General features: G+C 31.8%; 14 protein-coding genes. 12 read left to right on the top strand and 2 right to left on the bottom strand.

The annotated features are described in order from the left end of the window. Positions 1-24: 24 nt before the first annotated feature. A complete protein-coding gene (gene lysS, locus RCH19_RS00560; RefSeq protein WP_343021601.1) occupies positions 25-1722 on the bottom strand; it encodes a lysine--tRNA ligase in 1698 nt (565 codons plus the stop codon). 206 nt (positions 1723-1928) lie between these two features. Here lysS and RCH19_RS00555 point away from each other — a divergent pair, with 206 nt between their 5' ends. Continuing rightward, positions 1929-2162, top strand: coding sequence for a hypothetical protein (locus RCH19_RS00555; RefSeq protein ID WP_343021600.1), 234 nt, complete (start codon positions 1929-1931; stop codon positions 2160-2162). An 828-nt stretch (positions 2163-2990) separates the two neighbouring features. Beyond that, a complete protein-coding gene (gene lipB / locus RCH19_RS00550; protein WP_343021599.1) occupies positions 2991-3695 on the top strand; it encodes a lipoyl(octanoyl) transferase LipB in 705 nt (234 codons plus the stop codon). 185 nt (positions 3696-3880) lie between these two features. On the opposite strand, the gene RCH19_RS00545 is transcribed toward lipB, so the two are convergent. Beyond that, the gene (locus RCH19_RS00545) at positions 3881-4540 is read right to left on the bottom strand and encodes a ribonuclease HII (RefSeq protein ID WP_343021598.1); all 660 of its coding nucleotides are present in this window, start codon (positions 4538-4540) and stop codon (positions 3881-3883) included. Positions 4541-4702: 162 nt separating this feature from the next. On the opposite strand from RCH19_RS00545, the gene RCH19_RS00540 reads away from it, so the two are divergent. From RCH19_RS00540 to RCH19_RS00495, 10 genes are all read left to right on the top strand, one after another. Continuing rightward, positions 4703-7789 carry a TonB-dependent receptor gene (locus RCH19_RS00540; RefSeq protein ID WP_343021597.1) on the top strand — a complete coding sequence of 1029 codons (3087 nt, stop codon included), beginning with the start codon at positions 4703-4705 and terminating at the stop codon, positions 7787-7789. Between the two features lie 17 nt (positions 7790-7806). Next, positions 7807-9435: a RagB/SusD family nutrient uptake outer membrane protein gene (locus RCH19_RS00535; protein ID WP_343021596.1), complete on the top strand. Its 1629-nt coding sequence runs from the start codon at positions 7807-7809 to the stop codon at positions 9433-9435. A gap of 297 nt (positions 9436-9732) precedes the next feature. Then, positions 9733-10602: an ABC transporter permease gene (locus RCH19_RS00530; protein ID WP_343021595.1), complete on the top strand. Its 870-nt coding sequence runs from the start codon at positions 9733-9735 to the stop codon at positions 10600-10602. Positions 10603-10882: 280 nt separating this feature from the next. Further along, a complete protein-coding gene (locus tag RCH19_RS00525) occupies positions 10883-12244 on the top strand; it encodes an ABC transporter ATP-binding protein (protein WP_343021594.1) in 1362 nt (453 codons plus the stop codon). Next, a complete protein-coding gene (locus RCH19_RS00520; protein ID WP_343021593.1) occupies positions 12237-13022 on the top strand; it encodes a glycosyltransferase in 786 nt (261 codons plus the stop codon). The genes RCH19_RS00525 and RCH19_RS00520 overlap by 8 nt, the downstream gene beginning before the upstream one ends. A gap of 7 nt (positions 13023-13029) precedes the next feature. Then, complete coding sequence (locus tag RCH19_RS00515) at positions 13030-13851, top strand: alpha-1,2-fucosyltransferase (protein WP_343021592.1); 822 nt, start codon at positions 13030-13032, stop codon at positions 13849-13851. Between the two features lie 48 nt (positions 13852-13899). Then, positions 13900-14877 (top strand): glycosyltransferase family 10, encoded by a 978-nt coding sequence (locus RCH19_RS00510; RefSeq protein ID WP_343021591.1) that lies wholly within the window; start codon positions 13900-13902, stop codon positions 14875-14877. A gap of 47 nt (positions 14878-14924) precedes the next feature. Next, positions 14925-16010 (top strand): GDP-mannose 4,6-dehydratase, encoded by a 1086-nt coding sequence (gene gmd, locus RCH19_RS00505; RefSeq protein ID WP_343021590.1) that lies wholly within the window; start codon positions 14925-14927, stop codon positions 16008-16010. 4 nt (positions 16011-16014) lie between these two features. Continuing rightward, complete coding sequence (locus RCH19_RS00500; protein WP_343021589.1) at positions 16015-16941, top strand: NAD-dependent epimerase/dehydratase family protein; 927 nt, start codon at positions 16015-16017, stop codon at positions 16939-16941. Continuing rightward, on the top strand, positions 16934-18103 hold the full coding sequence (locus RCH19_RS00495) for a DegT/DnrJ/EryC1/StrS family aminotransferase (RefSeq protein ID WP_343021588.1): 1170 nt from the start codon (positions 16934-16936) through the stop codon (positions 18101-18103). Before RCH19_RS00500 ends, RCH19_RS00495 begins: the two co-directional genes overlap by 8 nt.

The raw sequence follows: 18103 nt of genomic DNA, 5'->3' as shown, positions 1-18103 counted from the left end.
TTTTTTATTTTAAGAATATTTTGATTATGATTTCAATCGACATGATTTTACAGCACCATCAACCACAACTTCAGTCAAACCAAGAGCTGATAGGTTTTTCATGGCTTTGTCCCATTTTTTACCGCTCAGTTCTGATTTGGTTTTTAGTGCTCCAAATTCCATTATATTGCCGTTAGCATTCAAAATAGAAACAATTAATTTTTCGTCTTCTTCAAGTTGCACTTGTTTTTTCTCTGGTCTCATTTGTGGAAACAATAGTACTTCTTGAATCGAAGCGTTATTGGTTAGATACATAATCAAACGATCCATTCCTATTCCCATACCTGATGTAGGAGGCATTCCGTATTCTAGAGCTCTCAAGAAATCTTCGTCAATAATTCCAGTTGCTTCATCATCTCCTTTTTCAGCTAAACGCATTTGGTCTTCAAAACGCGCTCTTTGATCAATCGGGTCGTTCAATTCAGAGTATGCATTTGCAACTTCTTTACCGCAAACCATTAATTCAAAACGTTCTGTCAGTTCAGGATTATCACGGTGCTCTTTACACAATGGTGACATTTCCTTTGGATAATCAGTGATAAAAGTAGGTTGGATGTAATTTCCTTCGCATTTGGCACCAAAAATCTCATCAATTAATTTTCCTTTACCCATCGTTGCATTCACGTCAATTCCCATGCCTTTTGCAGCATCAAAAAGTTCTGCTTCACTTTTACCAGAAATATCAAAACCAGTAAAATGTTTAATAGAATCAGTCATTGTAACACGAGCATAAGGCGCCTTGAAATTAATTTGATGCTCACCAAAAGTAACTTCAGAAGTTCCATTTACAGCAACCGCGCAATATTCCAGTAGCTCTTCAGCAAATTCCATCATCCAGTTGTAGTCCTTATAGGCTACATATATTTCCATAGCGGTAAATTCTGGGTTGTGTGTTCTGTCCATTCCCTCGTTACGGAAATTTTTAGAAAACTCATAAACTCCTTCAAAACCACCTACAATTAATCTCTTTAAATACAACTCATTTGCAATACGCATGTACAATGGAATGTCAAGTGAATTGTGATGTGTAGTAAACGGACGAGCCGCAGCACCACCAGGAATAGGTTGCAAAACGGGAGTTTCTACTTCTAGATAACCAGCGTCGTTAAAAAAAGTACGCATCGCATTAAACAATTTTGTACGCTTAATAAAAGTTGCTTTTACATGTTCGTTCACGGTCAAATCTACATAACGCATTCTATAACGCAATTCAGCATCATTAAAAGCATCATGCACTTTTCCATCTTCATCAACCTTAGGTAAAGGCAGCGGACGTAATGTTTTACTCAAAAAAGTAAGTACATCGACACGAATACATTGAGCACCAACTTTTGTAGTAAATAATTCTCCTTCAATTCCTATAAAATCACCTAAATCAGTTAATTTTTTGAAAACCTGATTGTACATGGTTTTATCCTCTTCAGGGCATAAAACATCACGATTTACGTACAATTGTATACGTCCTTCGCTATCTTGCAGTTCAGCAAAACAAGCTTTTCCTTGGTCACGTACACTCATCAAACGGCCAGCAACAATAACCTTCTTACCATCTTCAAACTTTTCCTTGATCTGTTTCGAAGTGTGATTAACTGGAAAAAGATTGGCAGGATAAGGATTGATTCCTAAGTTGCGTAAAGATTGAAGTTTTTCTCTTCGGATGATTTCTTGTTCTGATAAGGCCATTTTGTGCTATTTTTTAAGAGCGCAAAGATACTGTATATGAAGCAAAGTAGCAAAGTGATACTATTTTTTTGGAGCTATTTCCAGCTTTCCGCTACAATCTTTTCATTCGCTCCCGCGAATAAAAAGGATTTTCACTTCAATCTGGGCTATAAATCCCACAAAATAGGTATATTCGTTTTTTAATCATGATCTCAAAAAGCAAATAATTGAAAACAAATTTTTTTATACTCTTATTAATTCTTTTGCTCACAGTAAGTTGCCAGGTAACGGAAACCCTATACATCAATGCTGACGGTAGCGGAAAAATAGAAATGGTATCCCTTCGCGATGAGCAAAGTTATATGCAGTTAGTGGGAGATAATTATTCTACTGAAGAGAAATATGTTGATAGCACTTATGCCTTCAAAGATTATATGACTCAATATGTGGAGAATTTCTAAAAACTTCCGTTAGCGGAAAAAAAAGTTTACAATAAATTCAAGGATGTTAGTGTTCACATTAAAAAAAGCCCTTTCGAAAAAGAATTTAAAACTACTATTTGGCAAAATTTCAAAAAAGTAGATGCTATCGCCGATCTACAAAAGACTGAGAACTACGCAGATAATTTAAAACATAATTATGCATTATCTGCCGAAGAGCATTATTATCTTATTTGGTACACATTTTATGGAGCTATTTTTAAGCGAATAGTAATAATTACTGATCCCATAGAATTAAAGAAACAGCAGGATCTTATTTCAGAAAGGAAAAGCCAACTCGCTAAATTTAATATCGTTCAGTCTTTTAATTTAGAGTATCATTTTCCAAAGAAAATAAAATCAGTTTCTACTCCAAATGCGAAAATTAGCGAGGATAAAAAATCAGTAAAAATTGTTTTCAAACTAGCCGATGCCTTACAAGATCCAATAAGTACAGCAGTAGAAGTAGTTTTAGAGTAGAGATTAGTAAATAAATTGTCACTTTTTCTTAAAGTAACACTGGTCATTAGCTAAAGGTTCCTATTAATAAACCTGACAGGTTTTGACATATAATTCAGTTCGGTAGTAATTCAACTTTTAGCTTGTATGTCTAACTTTTTTCAGCAAAAATAAAATTAGTGACATTACAATAAATCATTATTAGTGTAAATTCGTGCAAGTGGTGTCTAACTTTTTTTAAATAAAAAATTAGTGCCCTTACGCCTTAGTGGCAAAACAAAATAATTAATTGTATTTTTGCACTTCACAAATAAGTGAACAGAAGAATTAGTCTGTTCCTAGCAATGACCAATGAATAAAACTATCCAACTTCAAGATTTAGGTAACAAGGACTACAAAAAAACTTGGGAATATCAAGAAGAATTATTTAAAGGAATCGTTGATTTAAAAATTAGAAATAGGAGAGAGGAATTAGAGTTACCAACTCCAAATTACTTTTTATTTGTTGAGCATCCGCACGTCTACACGCTGGGGAAAAGCGGTGATTTATCTAATTTATTACTATCTGAAAAGCAACTTGAAGCTAAAGAAGCAACTTTTTATAAAATAAATCGTGGTGGCGATATCACCTATCACGGACCAGGACAAATCGTTGGTTACCCTATTCTAGACTTAGAAAATTTCTTCACTGATATTCATAAATATTTACGTTTTCTTGAGGAAGCTATTATCTTAACTTTGAGCGAATATGGTTTAGAATCAGGACGCAGCGAGGGAGAAACGGGCGTTTGGCTTGGTGTAGGAACGCCATTTGCAAGAAAGATTTGTGCTATGGGAGTTCGCGCTTCTCGTTGGGTAACTATGCATGGGTTCGCTTTAAACGTAAATGCCGACTTAGGTTATTTCGACAACATTATTCCTTGTGGAATTAGAGGGAAAGCAGTTACTTCGCTACAAGTCGAACTCGGCGTTGAAAAAGTTAATGAGGAAGAAGTGAAAGAAAAAATCTTAAAACATTTTAAGGATTTGTTCGAAGCTGAATTCATAATAGTGTAACAGCACGCTAATAACACTGATTTTACAGATTTCCACAGATTTCGTAAAACGCTTTGCACACTTTGCGCCTCCTTTATGAACTTTGCATTTAAAAAAAATGGAACGCTGACAATGCGGGTTTAAAGTATTCCAGCAGATTTAATCAAAGCTTTGCGTACTTTGTGCCTCCTTTGTGGACTTTGCGGTTAAAGGTCAAAGCATAATTGTTCCGGCAATAACCTAAAACTCATTCGATGGTATTTAGTCACTCCATATTTTCGGATTGCTTCTCGATGTTCTTTTGTTGGATATCCTTTATTTTTTTTCCAATTATACATTGGAAATTCTTCATGAATTTTATTCATATAATCATCTCGATACGTTTTGGCTAAAACAGAAGCAGCTGCGATACTCATAAATTTAGAATCTCCTTTAACAATACTAGTACTTGGAATCGATTTAAGAATTTCGATTTCACCTTGCGTAAATATCTTTCCGCTACTATTTAATATTCCTTTGTTTCTGATAAAAGGGCTATTTCCATCAACGATAATATATTCAGGCTGAGGAACTAATTTTAAAACGCATTCTTGCATAGCTTTTATAGAAGCGTTTAAAATGTTAATCGAATCTATTTCTGAAGGTTGTAAATGAGTTATCGCAAACGTTGTAGCGGATAATTCAATTAGAGGTCGTAAAATCTCTCTGCTTTTCTCTGAAAGCTGTTTACTATCATTTAAAATTTCATTTTTAAAATCTGGCGGAAGTATTACTGCCGCTGCTGTTACCGGCCCTGCAAGACAACCTCTACCTGCTTCATCGGTGCCCGCTTCTAAGTTTAAGGTGTAAAAGTATGAACTTAACATACATGTTTTTTATTGCAAATTAACTGATTTTTATGCATTTCAACGGTATTTTGTGGTTGAAAAAACACTAAAAATAAAAATGTTGTAAATATTTAAGTTAATTATTGTTTAATTAACAATTTATTAAGATGTTTGCGCCATAACTAATTCAAACAAAATAATATGAGATTAAAATTCAAATGGATCTTCACGCTACTGTTAGCGCTGTCTATCCAGTTTTCTTTTGCACAAGAGAAAATCGTTTCAGGTGTTGTTTCAGATGAGACTGGACCTATTCCTGGCGTAAACGTAATTGTGAAGGGTACAAGCAACGGAATCCAAAGTGATTTTGACGGAAAATACTCTATTAAAGCAAAAGCGGGAGATGTTTTAGTTTTCTCTTTTATAGGGATGAACAATTCTTCTGTAACCGTTGGTGCTTCAAGCACTATGAATGTGAAAATGACATCTTCATCACAAGCACTTGAAGAAGTTGTAGTGGTAGGTTACGGAACTCAAAAAAAGAGAGAAGTTACAGGATCGATTTCGCAAATTAAAGGAGATGCAATTGCAAATCTTGCGACTCCAAGTTTTGAATCTCAATTAGCTGGTAGAGCTGCAGGTGTTCAAGTAACAACTAACTCTGGAGTTATAGGACAAGCGCCTAGAATTAGAATTAGAGGTGTTGGATCTATCACATCTGGTAGTTATCCATTAATCGTTGTAGATGGTGTTCCAATTTTCACAGGTGATGTGGGTGGATATGCTAGTACAAACTCTTTAGGAGATATTAACCCAGCAGATATTGAATCTACTGAAGTCCTAAAAGATGGTTCTGCAACTGCAATTTACGGTTCTAGAGCAGCAAATGGTGTAATTTTAATTACAACTAAAAAAGGTAAAGGTGGTAAATTCAGAGTGAACTATAATACGTATACTGGAATTTCTCAACCAATTGACTATTTAGATTTATTGAAAACTAATGATTTCATTACAATTCAAAATGAAAAAAGAACAAACAGAGGAGCTTCAATCTTAGCTGTTGGAAATAAATTTGACACCAACTGGCAAAAAGCGGTTCTTCGTCAAGCTGCTGTTCAAACAGATCATAACTTATCTCTTTCTGGTTCAACAGAAAAAACAAACTACTACTTTTCTACAGGTTACAATACTCAAGATGGTATTGCAAAATCAAATAGCCAAACGCGTTACAACGTAAGAGCTAATGTAGATCAAAAAGTAAAAAGTTGGTTAAATGTTGGTGTTAACATGGCATTGTCTAGAAATGAAACTACAGGATTGAACAATAATGCTGGAGGTTTATCTGGACTTATGTTTAATGCAATGCGTCAATTACCTAACACTCCAGTGTATGATTCTACTAATCCAACAGGATTTAACATCACTGGTTCAACAGTTGGACAAGGCGAAAATTTATCTGTAATTGCAAATAACTTACCAAACATTGTTTATGTATTGGAAAATAATATCTACAAATCTAAAGTTGATAGATCATTAGTAAGTTTATTTGGTGATTTCAAAATTTCTCCAAGTTTAAGTTTCAAAACTCAAGGAAGTGTTGATGCTATTGGTACAGAAGGTTTTCAGTATTTAAACCCTATAAACGGTGATGGTGCAAGTGTTGCTGGAGCAGTTAGAAATAACTTTACAAACTTCACACGTTGGAATACTCAAAATGTATTGTCTTACAATAAAACATTTGGAGAATCGCACAACCTTAGTGCAGTAGCAATTTATGAAGTTCAAAAACAAAAAGTTAATTCTTTCTTCGGAGGAGGTAATGGTTTGTCTGATACTTTTTTCAACAAAGGTTTAATTTCAGGTTCATATGCAACTCAACTTTCTGGTGGTAGTATTACTGAAAACGGAATTATGTCTTATGCAGGTAGATTAAACTACAATTTTGCAGGAAAATATTTCCTTCAAGGATCTATTCGTACAGATGGTCTTTCATCTTTACCATCAGCTAACAAATGGGGAACTTTCCCAGGAGCTTCTGTTGGTTGGACTGTAAGTAAAGAATCTTTCATGAGTTCTTTAGAAGACGTAGTATCTGATTTCAAATTAAGAGCTTCTTATGCTGAGGTTGGTAATACAAGTATTGGTAACTATCCTTATTTAGGATTGTATAACAATGCAAAATATGCTGAATATAACGGTATTGGTTATTCTCAAGCAGGAAATGATCAATTGAAATGGGAAACTTCTGTGAAGTATGACTATGGTGTTGATTTATCTTTATTTAGAAATCGTTTGAAATTGACTTATGATTACTTTATCAACAATCAAAACGGATTGATTTTACAAGTTCCTCAACCATTATCTCTTGGAATCCCAGAAAACTATATTTCTAAAAACGTAGGTTCTTTAAGAAACTCTGGTCATGAATTCTCTCTTGAGGCTTCAGCTTTCAAAAATGAAAATTTTGAGTGGACAGTAAGTGCAAACGTATCATTTGTTAAAAGTAAAGTGGAGACATTGGTTAACGGACAAGATATTAACTTCGTTGATTCAGATACTTACAATACAGGTAACAACTTGTTAAGAGAAGGTGAATCTCCATATGTTTTATATGGTTTCAAGTACTACGGAGTGAACCCATCTAATGGTAATCCAGTTTTCTACAAAGGAGATGGAACATTAGTTCAAGGAGATATTAATTCTCAAGCATATAGAAAATTTGATCCAAGTAATCCAACTGATATTTCTGCAGCTTCTTCTTTAGGTGCAGCTGACAAATCAGTTTTAGGTAATATTTTGCCAACTTATTTCGGAGCATTCAATTCGAACATGGCATACAAGAATTTTGATTTAGGTTTCATGTTCCGTTTTAGTGGAGGAAATAAAATCAATAACTTAACTAGACGTGAGCTATTGGCACAAGGATTTAATAACAACGGTACTGAAATATTAGGAAGATGGCAGAGTGTTGCTAATCCTGGTGATGGATGGACTCCAAGATTAAGAGATGATAGAGAAACTACTATCAACATTAACCAAGCATCTAGCCGTTTTGTTGAAAAAGGTGATTATATCAAATTAGACAACGTGACTTTAGGTTACAACTTGCCAAAATCAGTTTTAGATAAAGTTGGTTTAGAAAAGTTCAGACTTTTTGTACAAGGACAAAACTTATTGATTATTACTGACTATAAAGGATTAGATCCTGAAATGGAAGTTTTAGGTAATGATTATAATGGAACTCCAAGATCTAGAATATTCAGTGTTGGTCTTAACTTAGGTTTCTAATTTTAAAGAATTAAAAAATGAAAAATATAAATAAATTTAAATCATTCTCGATTACTAAATTAGTAGTTCCGTTTGCAATGGTGTCACTTTTGTTTGCTTCTTGTAGCGAAGAAAGTATCATAGAATTAACCCCTTTTAACAGTGTATCAGAAAATGTTGCGTTTCAAACTCCAGCATTAATTGATTTATCTGTTACAGGAATGTATAACGCTGCTGAACTAGGAAACTATAATGGTGGTGGTTCAAGAGGTTATATCTTTGGATCGGCTTATATTCAACAAGGTGATAACAGAGGTGAAGATGTAGTTAATTTAGCTTCGTTTTACCAACTTACCTATACAGGAACATATGATGCTACTTCAGCGAATAATGTATACTACTGGGCAGATGGTTACCGTTTAATTAATAGAACGAACATCGTTATCGATGGTGTAACTAAAGCTGCTGCTGCAGGAGTTATTTCTCAAGAATTAGCAAATGACTATATCGGTCAAGCTAAATTTTTTAGAGCGATTACTCATAATGAATTGTTGATTCACTATGCAAGACCATTTCAAGATAATAATGGTGCAAACTTAGGAGTTCCTTATAGAGAAATTCCTTATTCTACTCCAGCAAATATTGAATTAGGTTTAGCTCAAGGTAGAAATACTGTTGCTGAGTGTTATACAAAAATCTTAAAAGATTTAGATGATGCAGAAGACTTGCTTTATTCTAAAACTAAAAGAGCAGGTGCTGCACAAATTGAAAGAATTACTAAAGAAGCTGCTATCGCTTACAAAACTAGAATCTATTTACACATGCGTAAATGGGATAAAGTTATATCTGAAGGTGTTAAGTTAAATGGTAAATATAACATGACAGCTAATCCAGATACTCCTTTTGCTAGTAATAGTTCTAATACAGAATCTATCTTTTCAATTGCAAATGGAGCTACAAATAACCCAGGTGTAAATGGATCATTGCCAAGTATGTATCACCCACCAATTCCAGCTGCGGCTAATGGACGTGGATTGATTGCTATCAGCCCAATTATTTGGAGAGATCCAAGTTGGTTAGCTGATGATAAAAGAAGAGTTGAAGGAACTATGGTTATCACAGGTAATGCTGGTTATTATCCAAATACAAAATTCACAAACAAATATAAAGATGCTGTGAATAAAACGGATTATGCTCCAATCATTAGATATGCTGAAGTTGCTTTAAATATGGCTGAAGCTTACGCTAGAAGTACAGATGTTGCTAACGGTTTAATTAAATTGAACGAAGTTAGAAACCGTTCACTAGCTAATCCTGGAACTCAGGCGTACACTGCAGCAAGTTTTGCTTCAAATGTAAATATGGTGAATGCTATATTAAAAGAGAGAAGAATTGAATTCATTTGTGAAGGACGTCGTTGGGCAGATATCACAAGATTACAAGGAGATCTTTTATTCCCAATTGCTGGTATTCCTGCAAAAGTTGCTAATGCTGGTTTCTCTACTGCAGCACCTGCTTTGGCAGCGTACGCTTTAGGTACTCCATACACTGGAGCTTTAGGTGTAAATGCATTTACTTATGATAACTTTAAATTTATCTGGCCTTTACCACAATTAGAACTAGATGCTAACGCAACTTTAAGAGTTCAACAAAATCCTGGTTACTAGGTAAAGTTAAATTTTCATTGCAAAACAATGAAAACGTAATTTAATATATATGAGCAGCTGTAAGAAGTATTCTTACAGCTGCTTTTTTTTGTTAAGAATAGAGTGAAGAATTGTTTCTCAAAGCAGAAAATTAAAGTAAAATATCTCTCAAAACAGTATATCTACGCACGCTTTTCGTATATTATTAAAGCCAAATTATATATATTTGTTAGATTGTGAATTCTTCTATTATTAATATTATATTTAAGAAATGTCACAGTAAAAACTTTTCAATTTTCTGAAAATAAGAATAAATCAATGAATAATTTAGAACAAAAAGAGAATACATGGTTGTTTGAGATTACGCCTAAAAATAAATTTTTTACAATTAATTTAAAGGAAGTTTGGCATTATCGAGATTTACTTTTTCTTTTTGTCAAAAGAGATGTGGTCACGATGTACAAACAAACGGTTTTAGGGCCGCTTTGGTATCTGATTCAGCCGTTATTTACCTCAATTACTTTTACGATTATATTCAATAATTTAGCAGGAATAAGCACAGGCAGTGTTCCTCCGTTTTTATTTAACTTAGCAGGAATAACGATATGGAATTATTTTACGGCCTGTCTCAACGGAACCTCTAATACCTTTGGTAGCAACGCAGGTATTTTTGGAAAAGTCTATTTTCCGCGATTAATTGTTCCGCTTTCAATTGTAATTTCTAATCTAATTAAATTCGGAATCCAATTTTTTATTTTTATTGTTTTCTATCTCCTTTATTACTTTCAAGGTGCTGCTTTACATTTTAACCCTGCGATTGTATTTTTTCCTTTTCTAATAGTTTTAATGGGTATATTAGGGTTAGGCTTGGGAATGGTAATTTCTTCATTAGTTACCAAATACAGGGATTTTAGTTATCTAATAGGTTTTGGAGTACAGTTGCTCATGTATGTATCTGCAGTGATGTACCCACTGGCATTGATTAAAGAAAAAATACCTCATTATGCTTGGCTGGTACAATACAACCCTTTAGCTTATGTTATTGAAAGTACTCGATACATGCTGTTAAATGTCGGTGAAGTTTCAGTTGTAGGACTAATTTATACAACTGTGGTAACAATAAGTTTGTTTTTAATAGGAGTTTTAATTTTTAATAGAACTGAAAAGAATTTTATAGATACAGTATAATCTTTTTAAGATGTACTGTTTAAGACATAATGATAGGTTTATTTTTTAAATAAAACTAACGTTGCCTAGGTAAAATAAAGTGTAATTTATCTCTTTCATTCCTGTGACTGAGTATGCGAAGCCATGTAAAATAGTCGCCTATTTGTGTTTATAAAATTTAGAAATTGATTTAATAAAAGTGTTAAAAGAGTTGATTTTTAATTATTCATAAAAGTGACCATCAAAAAACTGCACTTATAATAAACAGTCAACAAGTACCAGAAGTAACTCAAAGTAAATAATGGACAAAGAATTACGAAATAAGAAATTTAACATTCACTCCACTTCTTATGATGTTGAAGAGAAGAATGGAGATATTATTCTTAAAGCTGAAAATATTTCCAAACAATACCGCTTAGGCCAAGTTGGTACAGGTACGCTGAGTCATGATTTAAATCGTTGGTGGCACCAAATAAGAGGTAAGGAAAATCCATATCTAAAAATTGGCGATGTCAATGACCGTTCTACAAAAGGAAATAGTGATTATGTTTGGGCGTTACAGGATATCAATTTTGAAGTTAAACGAGGAGAAGTCCTTGGGATAATTGGTAAGAACGGAGCAGGTAAATCTACTTTGCTCAAGATATTATCTAAAGTAACAGCGCCTACCACTGGTAGTATAAAATCAAGAGGAAGAATCGCTTCCTTGTTAGAAGTAGGAACCGGTTTTAATGGTGAAATGACCGGAAGAGAAAATATATTTCTCAATGGCGCTATTTTAGGAATGACCAAAAAAGAAATTGCCTCAAAGCTTGAGGAGATTATCGATTTTTCTGGTTGTGAACGCTATATTGATACACCTGTAAAAAGATACAGTTCTGGAATGACCGTTCGTTTGGCTTTTGCGGTAGCCGCTTTTTTAGAACCCGAAATTTTGGTTATTGATGAAGTTCTCGCCGTGGGTGATGCTGAATTTCAAAAAAAGGCTATCGGTAAAATGCAGGATATTTCTAGAGAGGGCGGAAGGACTGTTTTGTTTGTAAGTCATAATATGGCGGCGGTCAACAGTTTGTGCACAAGGGTTTTATTAATTAAAGATGCTAAAATAGCTTTGAATGGAGAAACTGTAAGTGTAATAAATACATATTTATCTAGTGAAACTGATTATCATTCTTATTTGTCAAATATGAATATTTTTAATTATAATAAGGAAATTTTTGAACCATTGGAGTTTGGATTTAGAAATTATAAAAATGAGGCTATAAAAGAATTTGTTAAAAATAATGATGATTTAAATTTGTTCTTTAAATTCAAAATTAATAAATTATATGATGATTTTAATTTTGGAATTGCCGTTTATGATATTAATGAGCAATTATTGTTTTGGTCTTTTAATACTGACACAGAACCTTTGTTTAGGGTTAATGTTAAATTAGGACTTAATGAGATAACAATACAATTTCCAAAAAATATTTTAAATGAAGGAGAATATACTTTTCACTTCATTGCGAGTAGACATTTTAAATGTTGGCTTTTAGAACCTAATGTGAATTCACCAAGAGTCCAATTGAGAATACAGGGTGGATTGAGTAATTCAGATTTCTGGATAGCAAAACGAAATGGTATTTTAGCTCCAATTTTAAAATATCAATGTAATGATTAAAATTTCAATCGTATTACCAAATTTTAATGGTGGTAAGTATATAGAAAAAGCAATAGACAGTTTTTTATTTCAAGAATATGATAATAAAGAATTAATTATAGTTGATGCAAAATCTACGGATAATTCGCATGAAATTATAAATAATTATTCATCATTACACCATAATATAATTTGGGTCAAAGTAAATGACAACGGTATTTCAAATGCTTTTAATATTGGTTTAAAATATGCAACAGGAGATTTAATAGGTTATTTAGGGTGTGATGATATTATATATCAGAATTTATTTTCAATTATTAATTTTAATTATAGATATGTAAAATATGATGCCATTTATTTTAATTCTTATACTTATTATGTAAATGAAACGAAAATAATTTTAAGAGAATGTCCAGATTTAGAATTCAATATTGTTAATTTATTATCTTATGGAACGATTGTAGGATGGCAGAATATTTATTTCTCTAAAGAAATATATGACAAATACAATATAGATGAAAACAATAAAACATGTATGGATTACGAGCTTTATCTACGTATTTGTTTAAATGAAAGACTTTTAATTATTAAAAATAATAGTATAGGTACTATAAATTTTTTTGACAATAACATTTCATCTGATTTAGAAAGAACCCAATATAAAGAATGTGTTTCAGTAGCAAACTATTATTCTAATAAAATAAATTATAAAGGACATGTACTTGGTAATAAGAAAAGAAAAAAATCATATTACGAAAGAATAAAAATAAAATTCAAGAAGTTATTGCAATTTTTATAACAAAAAAATGGTCGTCATAAATTTAATAGGAGGTTTAGGAAATCAAATGTTTCAATATGCCACTGCAAAAGCAAAATCATTAGAAACGAAACAAAAGCTATATTTGAATCTTAAGGCGTTTGAAACTTACAACTTACACGAATACGGATTGTATCACTTTACACTAAAACAAAAAAAGTACAAAAATCCTTCCCGATTAAATCAGAAATTTATTAAATTATTTGGAAACAATTTTTTTTATAAAGAAGAAGAGTTTAATTATAATCCTTTGTTGTTAAAGGTAAAAGGAAATCCTCTTTTTTTAGAGGGTTATTATCAAAGTGAAAAATACTTTATCAAATATGAAAAACAAATTCGGGCTGATTTTAAAATAATTTCTCCTTTAAAACGAAAAACAATTGAAACGATTAATTATATGAAAATAGTTAATTCAGTAGCTATTCATATTCGTCGAGGTGATTACTTATTGCATGATATTCACAATACTGATAAAAGTAAGTATTATAAAGACAGTATGATGACGATAGAAGATAATGTGAATAATCCTGTTTATTTTTTGTTTTCTGATGATATAAATTGGGTTAAGAGTAATTTTACATCAAATTTTGAAACCCATTTTGTTGATTTTAATGATGCGCAAACTAATTATGAAGATTTAAAACTAATGTCCTCTTGTAAGCATAATATAATAGCTAATAGTAGTTTTAGTTGGTGGGGAGCATGGTTAAATCCAAACCCAAACAAAATTGTTATTGCACCAAAAAAATGGTTTAATGATGAAACTTTAAACTATCAGGATGTGATTCCTGAAAATTGGTTAAAATTGTAACTTAATTGAAAAGATTTAAGGTTTTACTGATTTAATATATTTTATAAAATGATTGTAAGAATTGAAAGATATTTTAAATACCCTGATCTAAAAAGACAAACCCCTAATTCATCTTATAAATGGAAAGAAATTACATTTACAGAAGAACTTGTAAAAGAATGTGATTATCTAGTAATTTTAGAATATCCTAAGAAAGATTTTTCAGTAAATGTTAATAATAATAATATTATTCATCTTTGCCTAGAACCATCAAATGAAGTTTCTAAATATAGACAATTTGCAAATAAATGTGTAAATATAAATTTTAATCAACTGGATATAAATAAGAACAATATTCTCTCTCAGGGTGCATTACCTTGGCATATTGATAAAGATTATGATTTCTTAAGTGCTTTAAGTAAAGATGAATTGTCTAAAGAGGATGAAATTGTTTGGATAACCAGTAACCAGAGAAGTTCAAAAGGGCATAAAATTAGAATGGATTTTTTGGATTCGATACAAAGTTTAGAATTTATCAATTTATATGGGCGTGGTATACGACCAATAGATGATAAATGGGATGTATTATGTAAATCGAAATATGCAATTGCTTATGAAAATTTTCAGAACGATTATAACTGGACAGAAAAAATAAGTGATTGTTTTTTAACTTATACAATGCCTTTATATTTTGGATGTAATCATATTGAAAATTTCTTTCCAAAAGATTCCTTTATACAAATCGACCCCTTTGACAAGCATATTGGTTTGTTTTTAAAAGAAGTTGTTGCTTCAAAAAAATGGGAAAATAATTTAGACGCTTTAGAAGAAGCTCGCAATTTAGTTTTAAATAAATATCAATTATTCCCTTTTTTATATAATCAGATTATGGCGATTGAGTCTGCAAAAGGGGCATATAAAAAAAACAAAAAAGAATTAATTTTCATTGAAGGAGGAAATAAATATTTTAATAATACTCCATTAAATGTTTCCATAGAAAAGTTTTTGTATAAGCAAATTTCTAAGATTAAAACAATTAAATTATAATTTTCATTGTAATTATAAAGTAATCTATTTTTAAATAAAATGAAAAAATGAAAAAAGCATTAATTACAGGGATTAATGGACAAGATGGTTCTTACTTAGCAGAGTTGCTATTGCAAAAGGGATATGAGGTTCATGGAATAATACGCAGAAGTTCTACATTTAACACTGAAAGAATAGAGCATTTGTATATAGAATCATTGATTCAAGATTTGCATAAGGATAAAAAAATTAATCTTCATTATGGAGATATGACTGATGCCACTAGTTTAATACGTTTAGTACAAGAAATTCAACCTGATGAAATATATAATTTAGCAGCTCAATCTCATGTAAAAGTTTCGTTTGAAATGCCAGAATACACTGCTGAAACTGATGGTGTAGGAACTTTAAGATTGTTAGAGGCAATCCGAATTTGTGGATTAACTCAAAAAACTAAAATATACCAAGCTTCTACTTCTGAATTGTATGGTAAAGTACAAGAAGTACCTCAAAGAGAGACAACACCTTTTTATCCTCGTTCTCCTTATGGCGTGGCAAAATTATACGCTTTTTGGATTACCAAAAATTATCGAGAATCGTATGGAATATTTGCCGTAAATGGTATTCTTTTTAATCATGAATCGGAACGCAGAGGTGAGACATTTGTAACTAGAAAAATAACTCTCTCAGCATCTAGAATTAAACACGGAATTCAAGATAAATTATATTTAGGAAACTTAGACGCTCTGCGCGATTGGGGTTATGCAAAGGATTATGTTCAGTGTATGTGGCTTATGTTGCAACAGCAAATTCCCCAAGATTATGTGATTGCTACAGGACTTCAATACTCAGTGCGTTATTTCTGTGAACTTGCTTTTAAACATGCAGGTATTGAATTAGAATGGCAAGGTAAAAATGAAAATGAAAAAGGGATTTGCAAAGCTACTGCTAAAATTTTAATTGAAGTAGATCCAAATTATTATAGACCAGCAGAAGTGGAAAGTTTATTGGGTGATCCTACAAAAGCAAGAACAGAATTGGGTTGGAATCCAAACCACACTTCAATTGAAGAACTTGTAAAAATTATGATGCAGCACGATTTGAACTATGTAGCACGATTTTTAGATAGAGATTCATTAAATAAATACGAATAAAAAAATGAAAATTCTAGTAACTGGAGGTAATGGAATGGTTGGTAAAAATATTTTGGAACATGAAAAAGCTATCCATTATTTTCTATTGGCTCCATCTAGTACCGATTTAAATCTTAGTGATTATACTTCCGTTGATAATTATCTAAAAGAATATCAACCTGATTTTATAATTCATTGCGCTGGATTAGTAGGAGGAATACAGGCTAATATTGCTAGACCAGTTGATTTTTTAGTTTGTAATTTAGACATAGGTAGAAACATAATTATGGCTGCAAAAAATAATGGAATCAAAAACTTTATGAATATAGCAAGTTCTTGCATGTATCCACGGGAAGCACAGAACCCATTACAAGAAGAATTAATTTTGCAAGGAGAATTAGAACCCACAAATGAAGGATATGCACTAGCAAAAATAGTAGCAACTCGTTTATGCGAATATATAGTTAAAGAAAATTCTTCTTTACAATACAAGACCATTATTCCCTGCAATTTGTATGGTAAACATGATAAATTTTCTAATAAAGATTCCCATATGGTACCAGCAGTAATTAAGAAAATATATGAAGCCAAACAGAATAAAGCTACTGAAATTGATATATGGGGTAATGGTTTAGCTCGAAGAGAATTTATGTACACGGAGGATTTGGTTGATTTTGTATATTTTGCATTAGAAAAATTTGACCAATTGCCACAAAATATTAATGTAGGATTAGGGTTTGATTATACCATAAATGACTATTATCAAACAATAGCAGGAGTAATTGGTTTTGATGGTAAATTTGTTCACGATTTGACAAAACCCATTGGTATGAGACAAAAAGTGGTAGACGTTACAAAACTTAAACAATTGGGTTGGGAGCATAAAACATCATTAGAGGAAGGCATAAAAAAAACAGTTGAATATTTTAAAATAGCTATTTTACATGATTAAATATTCATTAGCATCTTCTACTTGGGATGAAAAAGAGATCGAAGCCATCAATGGAGTTATCGCCAAGGATATGTACACCATGGGTGAAGGTGTAAAGCAGTTTGAAGAAAATTTTGCAAAATTTGTCGATTCTAAATATGCCGTGATGGTCAATTCGGGTTCATCGGCTAACTTAATTGCAGTTGCAGCTTTATTTTATACTAAAAATCCAAAATTAAAAAGAGGAGACGAAGTTATAGTACCAGCAGTTTCTTGGTCAACTACCTATTTTCCTTTATATCAATACGGACTAAAATTAAAATTTGTAGATGTAGATTTGCATACTTTAAATTTTGATTTAGAACAATTGAAATTAGCCGTTAGCGATCAGACTAAAATGATATTAGCCGTAAATCTTTTGGGTAATCCAAACGATTTTGAGGTAATTAAAGATATTATAGGGAACAAAAATATCATCTTAATCGAAGACAACTGTGAATCTATGGGGGCTGAATTTAAAGGTAAACAAGCAGGTACTTTTGGATTAGTAGGAACTTATTCTACTTTTTTTTCACATCACATGGCTACTATGGAAGGCGGATTGATTGTAACAGATGATGAAGAGTTATATCATGTAATGATATGTTTGCGTGCACATGGATGGACGCGCCATTTGCCAAAAGAGAATAAAGTTTCTAACAAAAGTGACGATTGGTTCGAAGAGTCATTCCGATTTATCTTGCCAGGCTACAATGTTCGTCCAGTAGAAATGAGTGGAGTAATTGGAGTAGAACAATTAAAAAAATTACCTTCATTTTTGGATCAAAGAAGAAAAAATGCGGCTCTTTTTGTTTCCTTATTCAAAGACAATAAAGATTTTTATATACAAAAAAATATAGATAATAGCAGTTGGTTTGGATTCAGTTTTATTATAAAACCAGAATCCAAATTAGATCGTCTCGAAATTGTAAAAGCATTAGAAAAAAATCAAATTGATTGTCGGCCAATTGTTACAGGCGATTTTACTAAAAACGAAGTGTTAAAATATTTTGATTATGAAATTTTTGGGGAAATGAAAAACGCACAATATTTAGACAAAAAAGGTTTTTTTGTGGGTAATCATCAAATTGATTTAACCAAAGAAATTATCCATTTACACAAGGTGTTAACTGCTTTGCAATAA

The sequence above is a fragment of the Flavobacterium sp. PL12 genome (assembly GCF_039123485.1).
GTDB classification, from domain to species: Bacteria; Bacteroidota; Bacteroidia; order Flavobacteriales; family Flavobacteriaceae; genus Flavobacterium; species Flavobacterium weaverense.
This window is presented reverse-complemented; position numbering and strand designations above follow the sequence as displayed.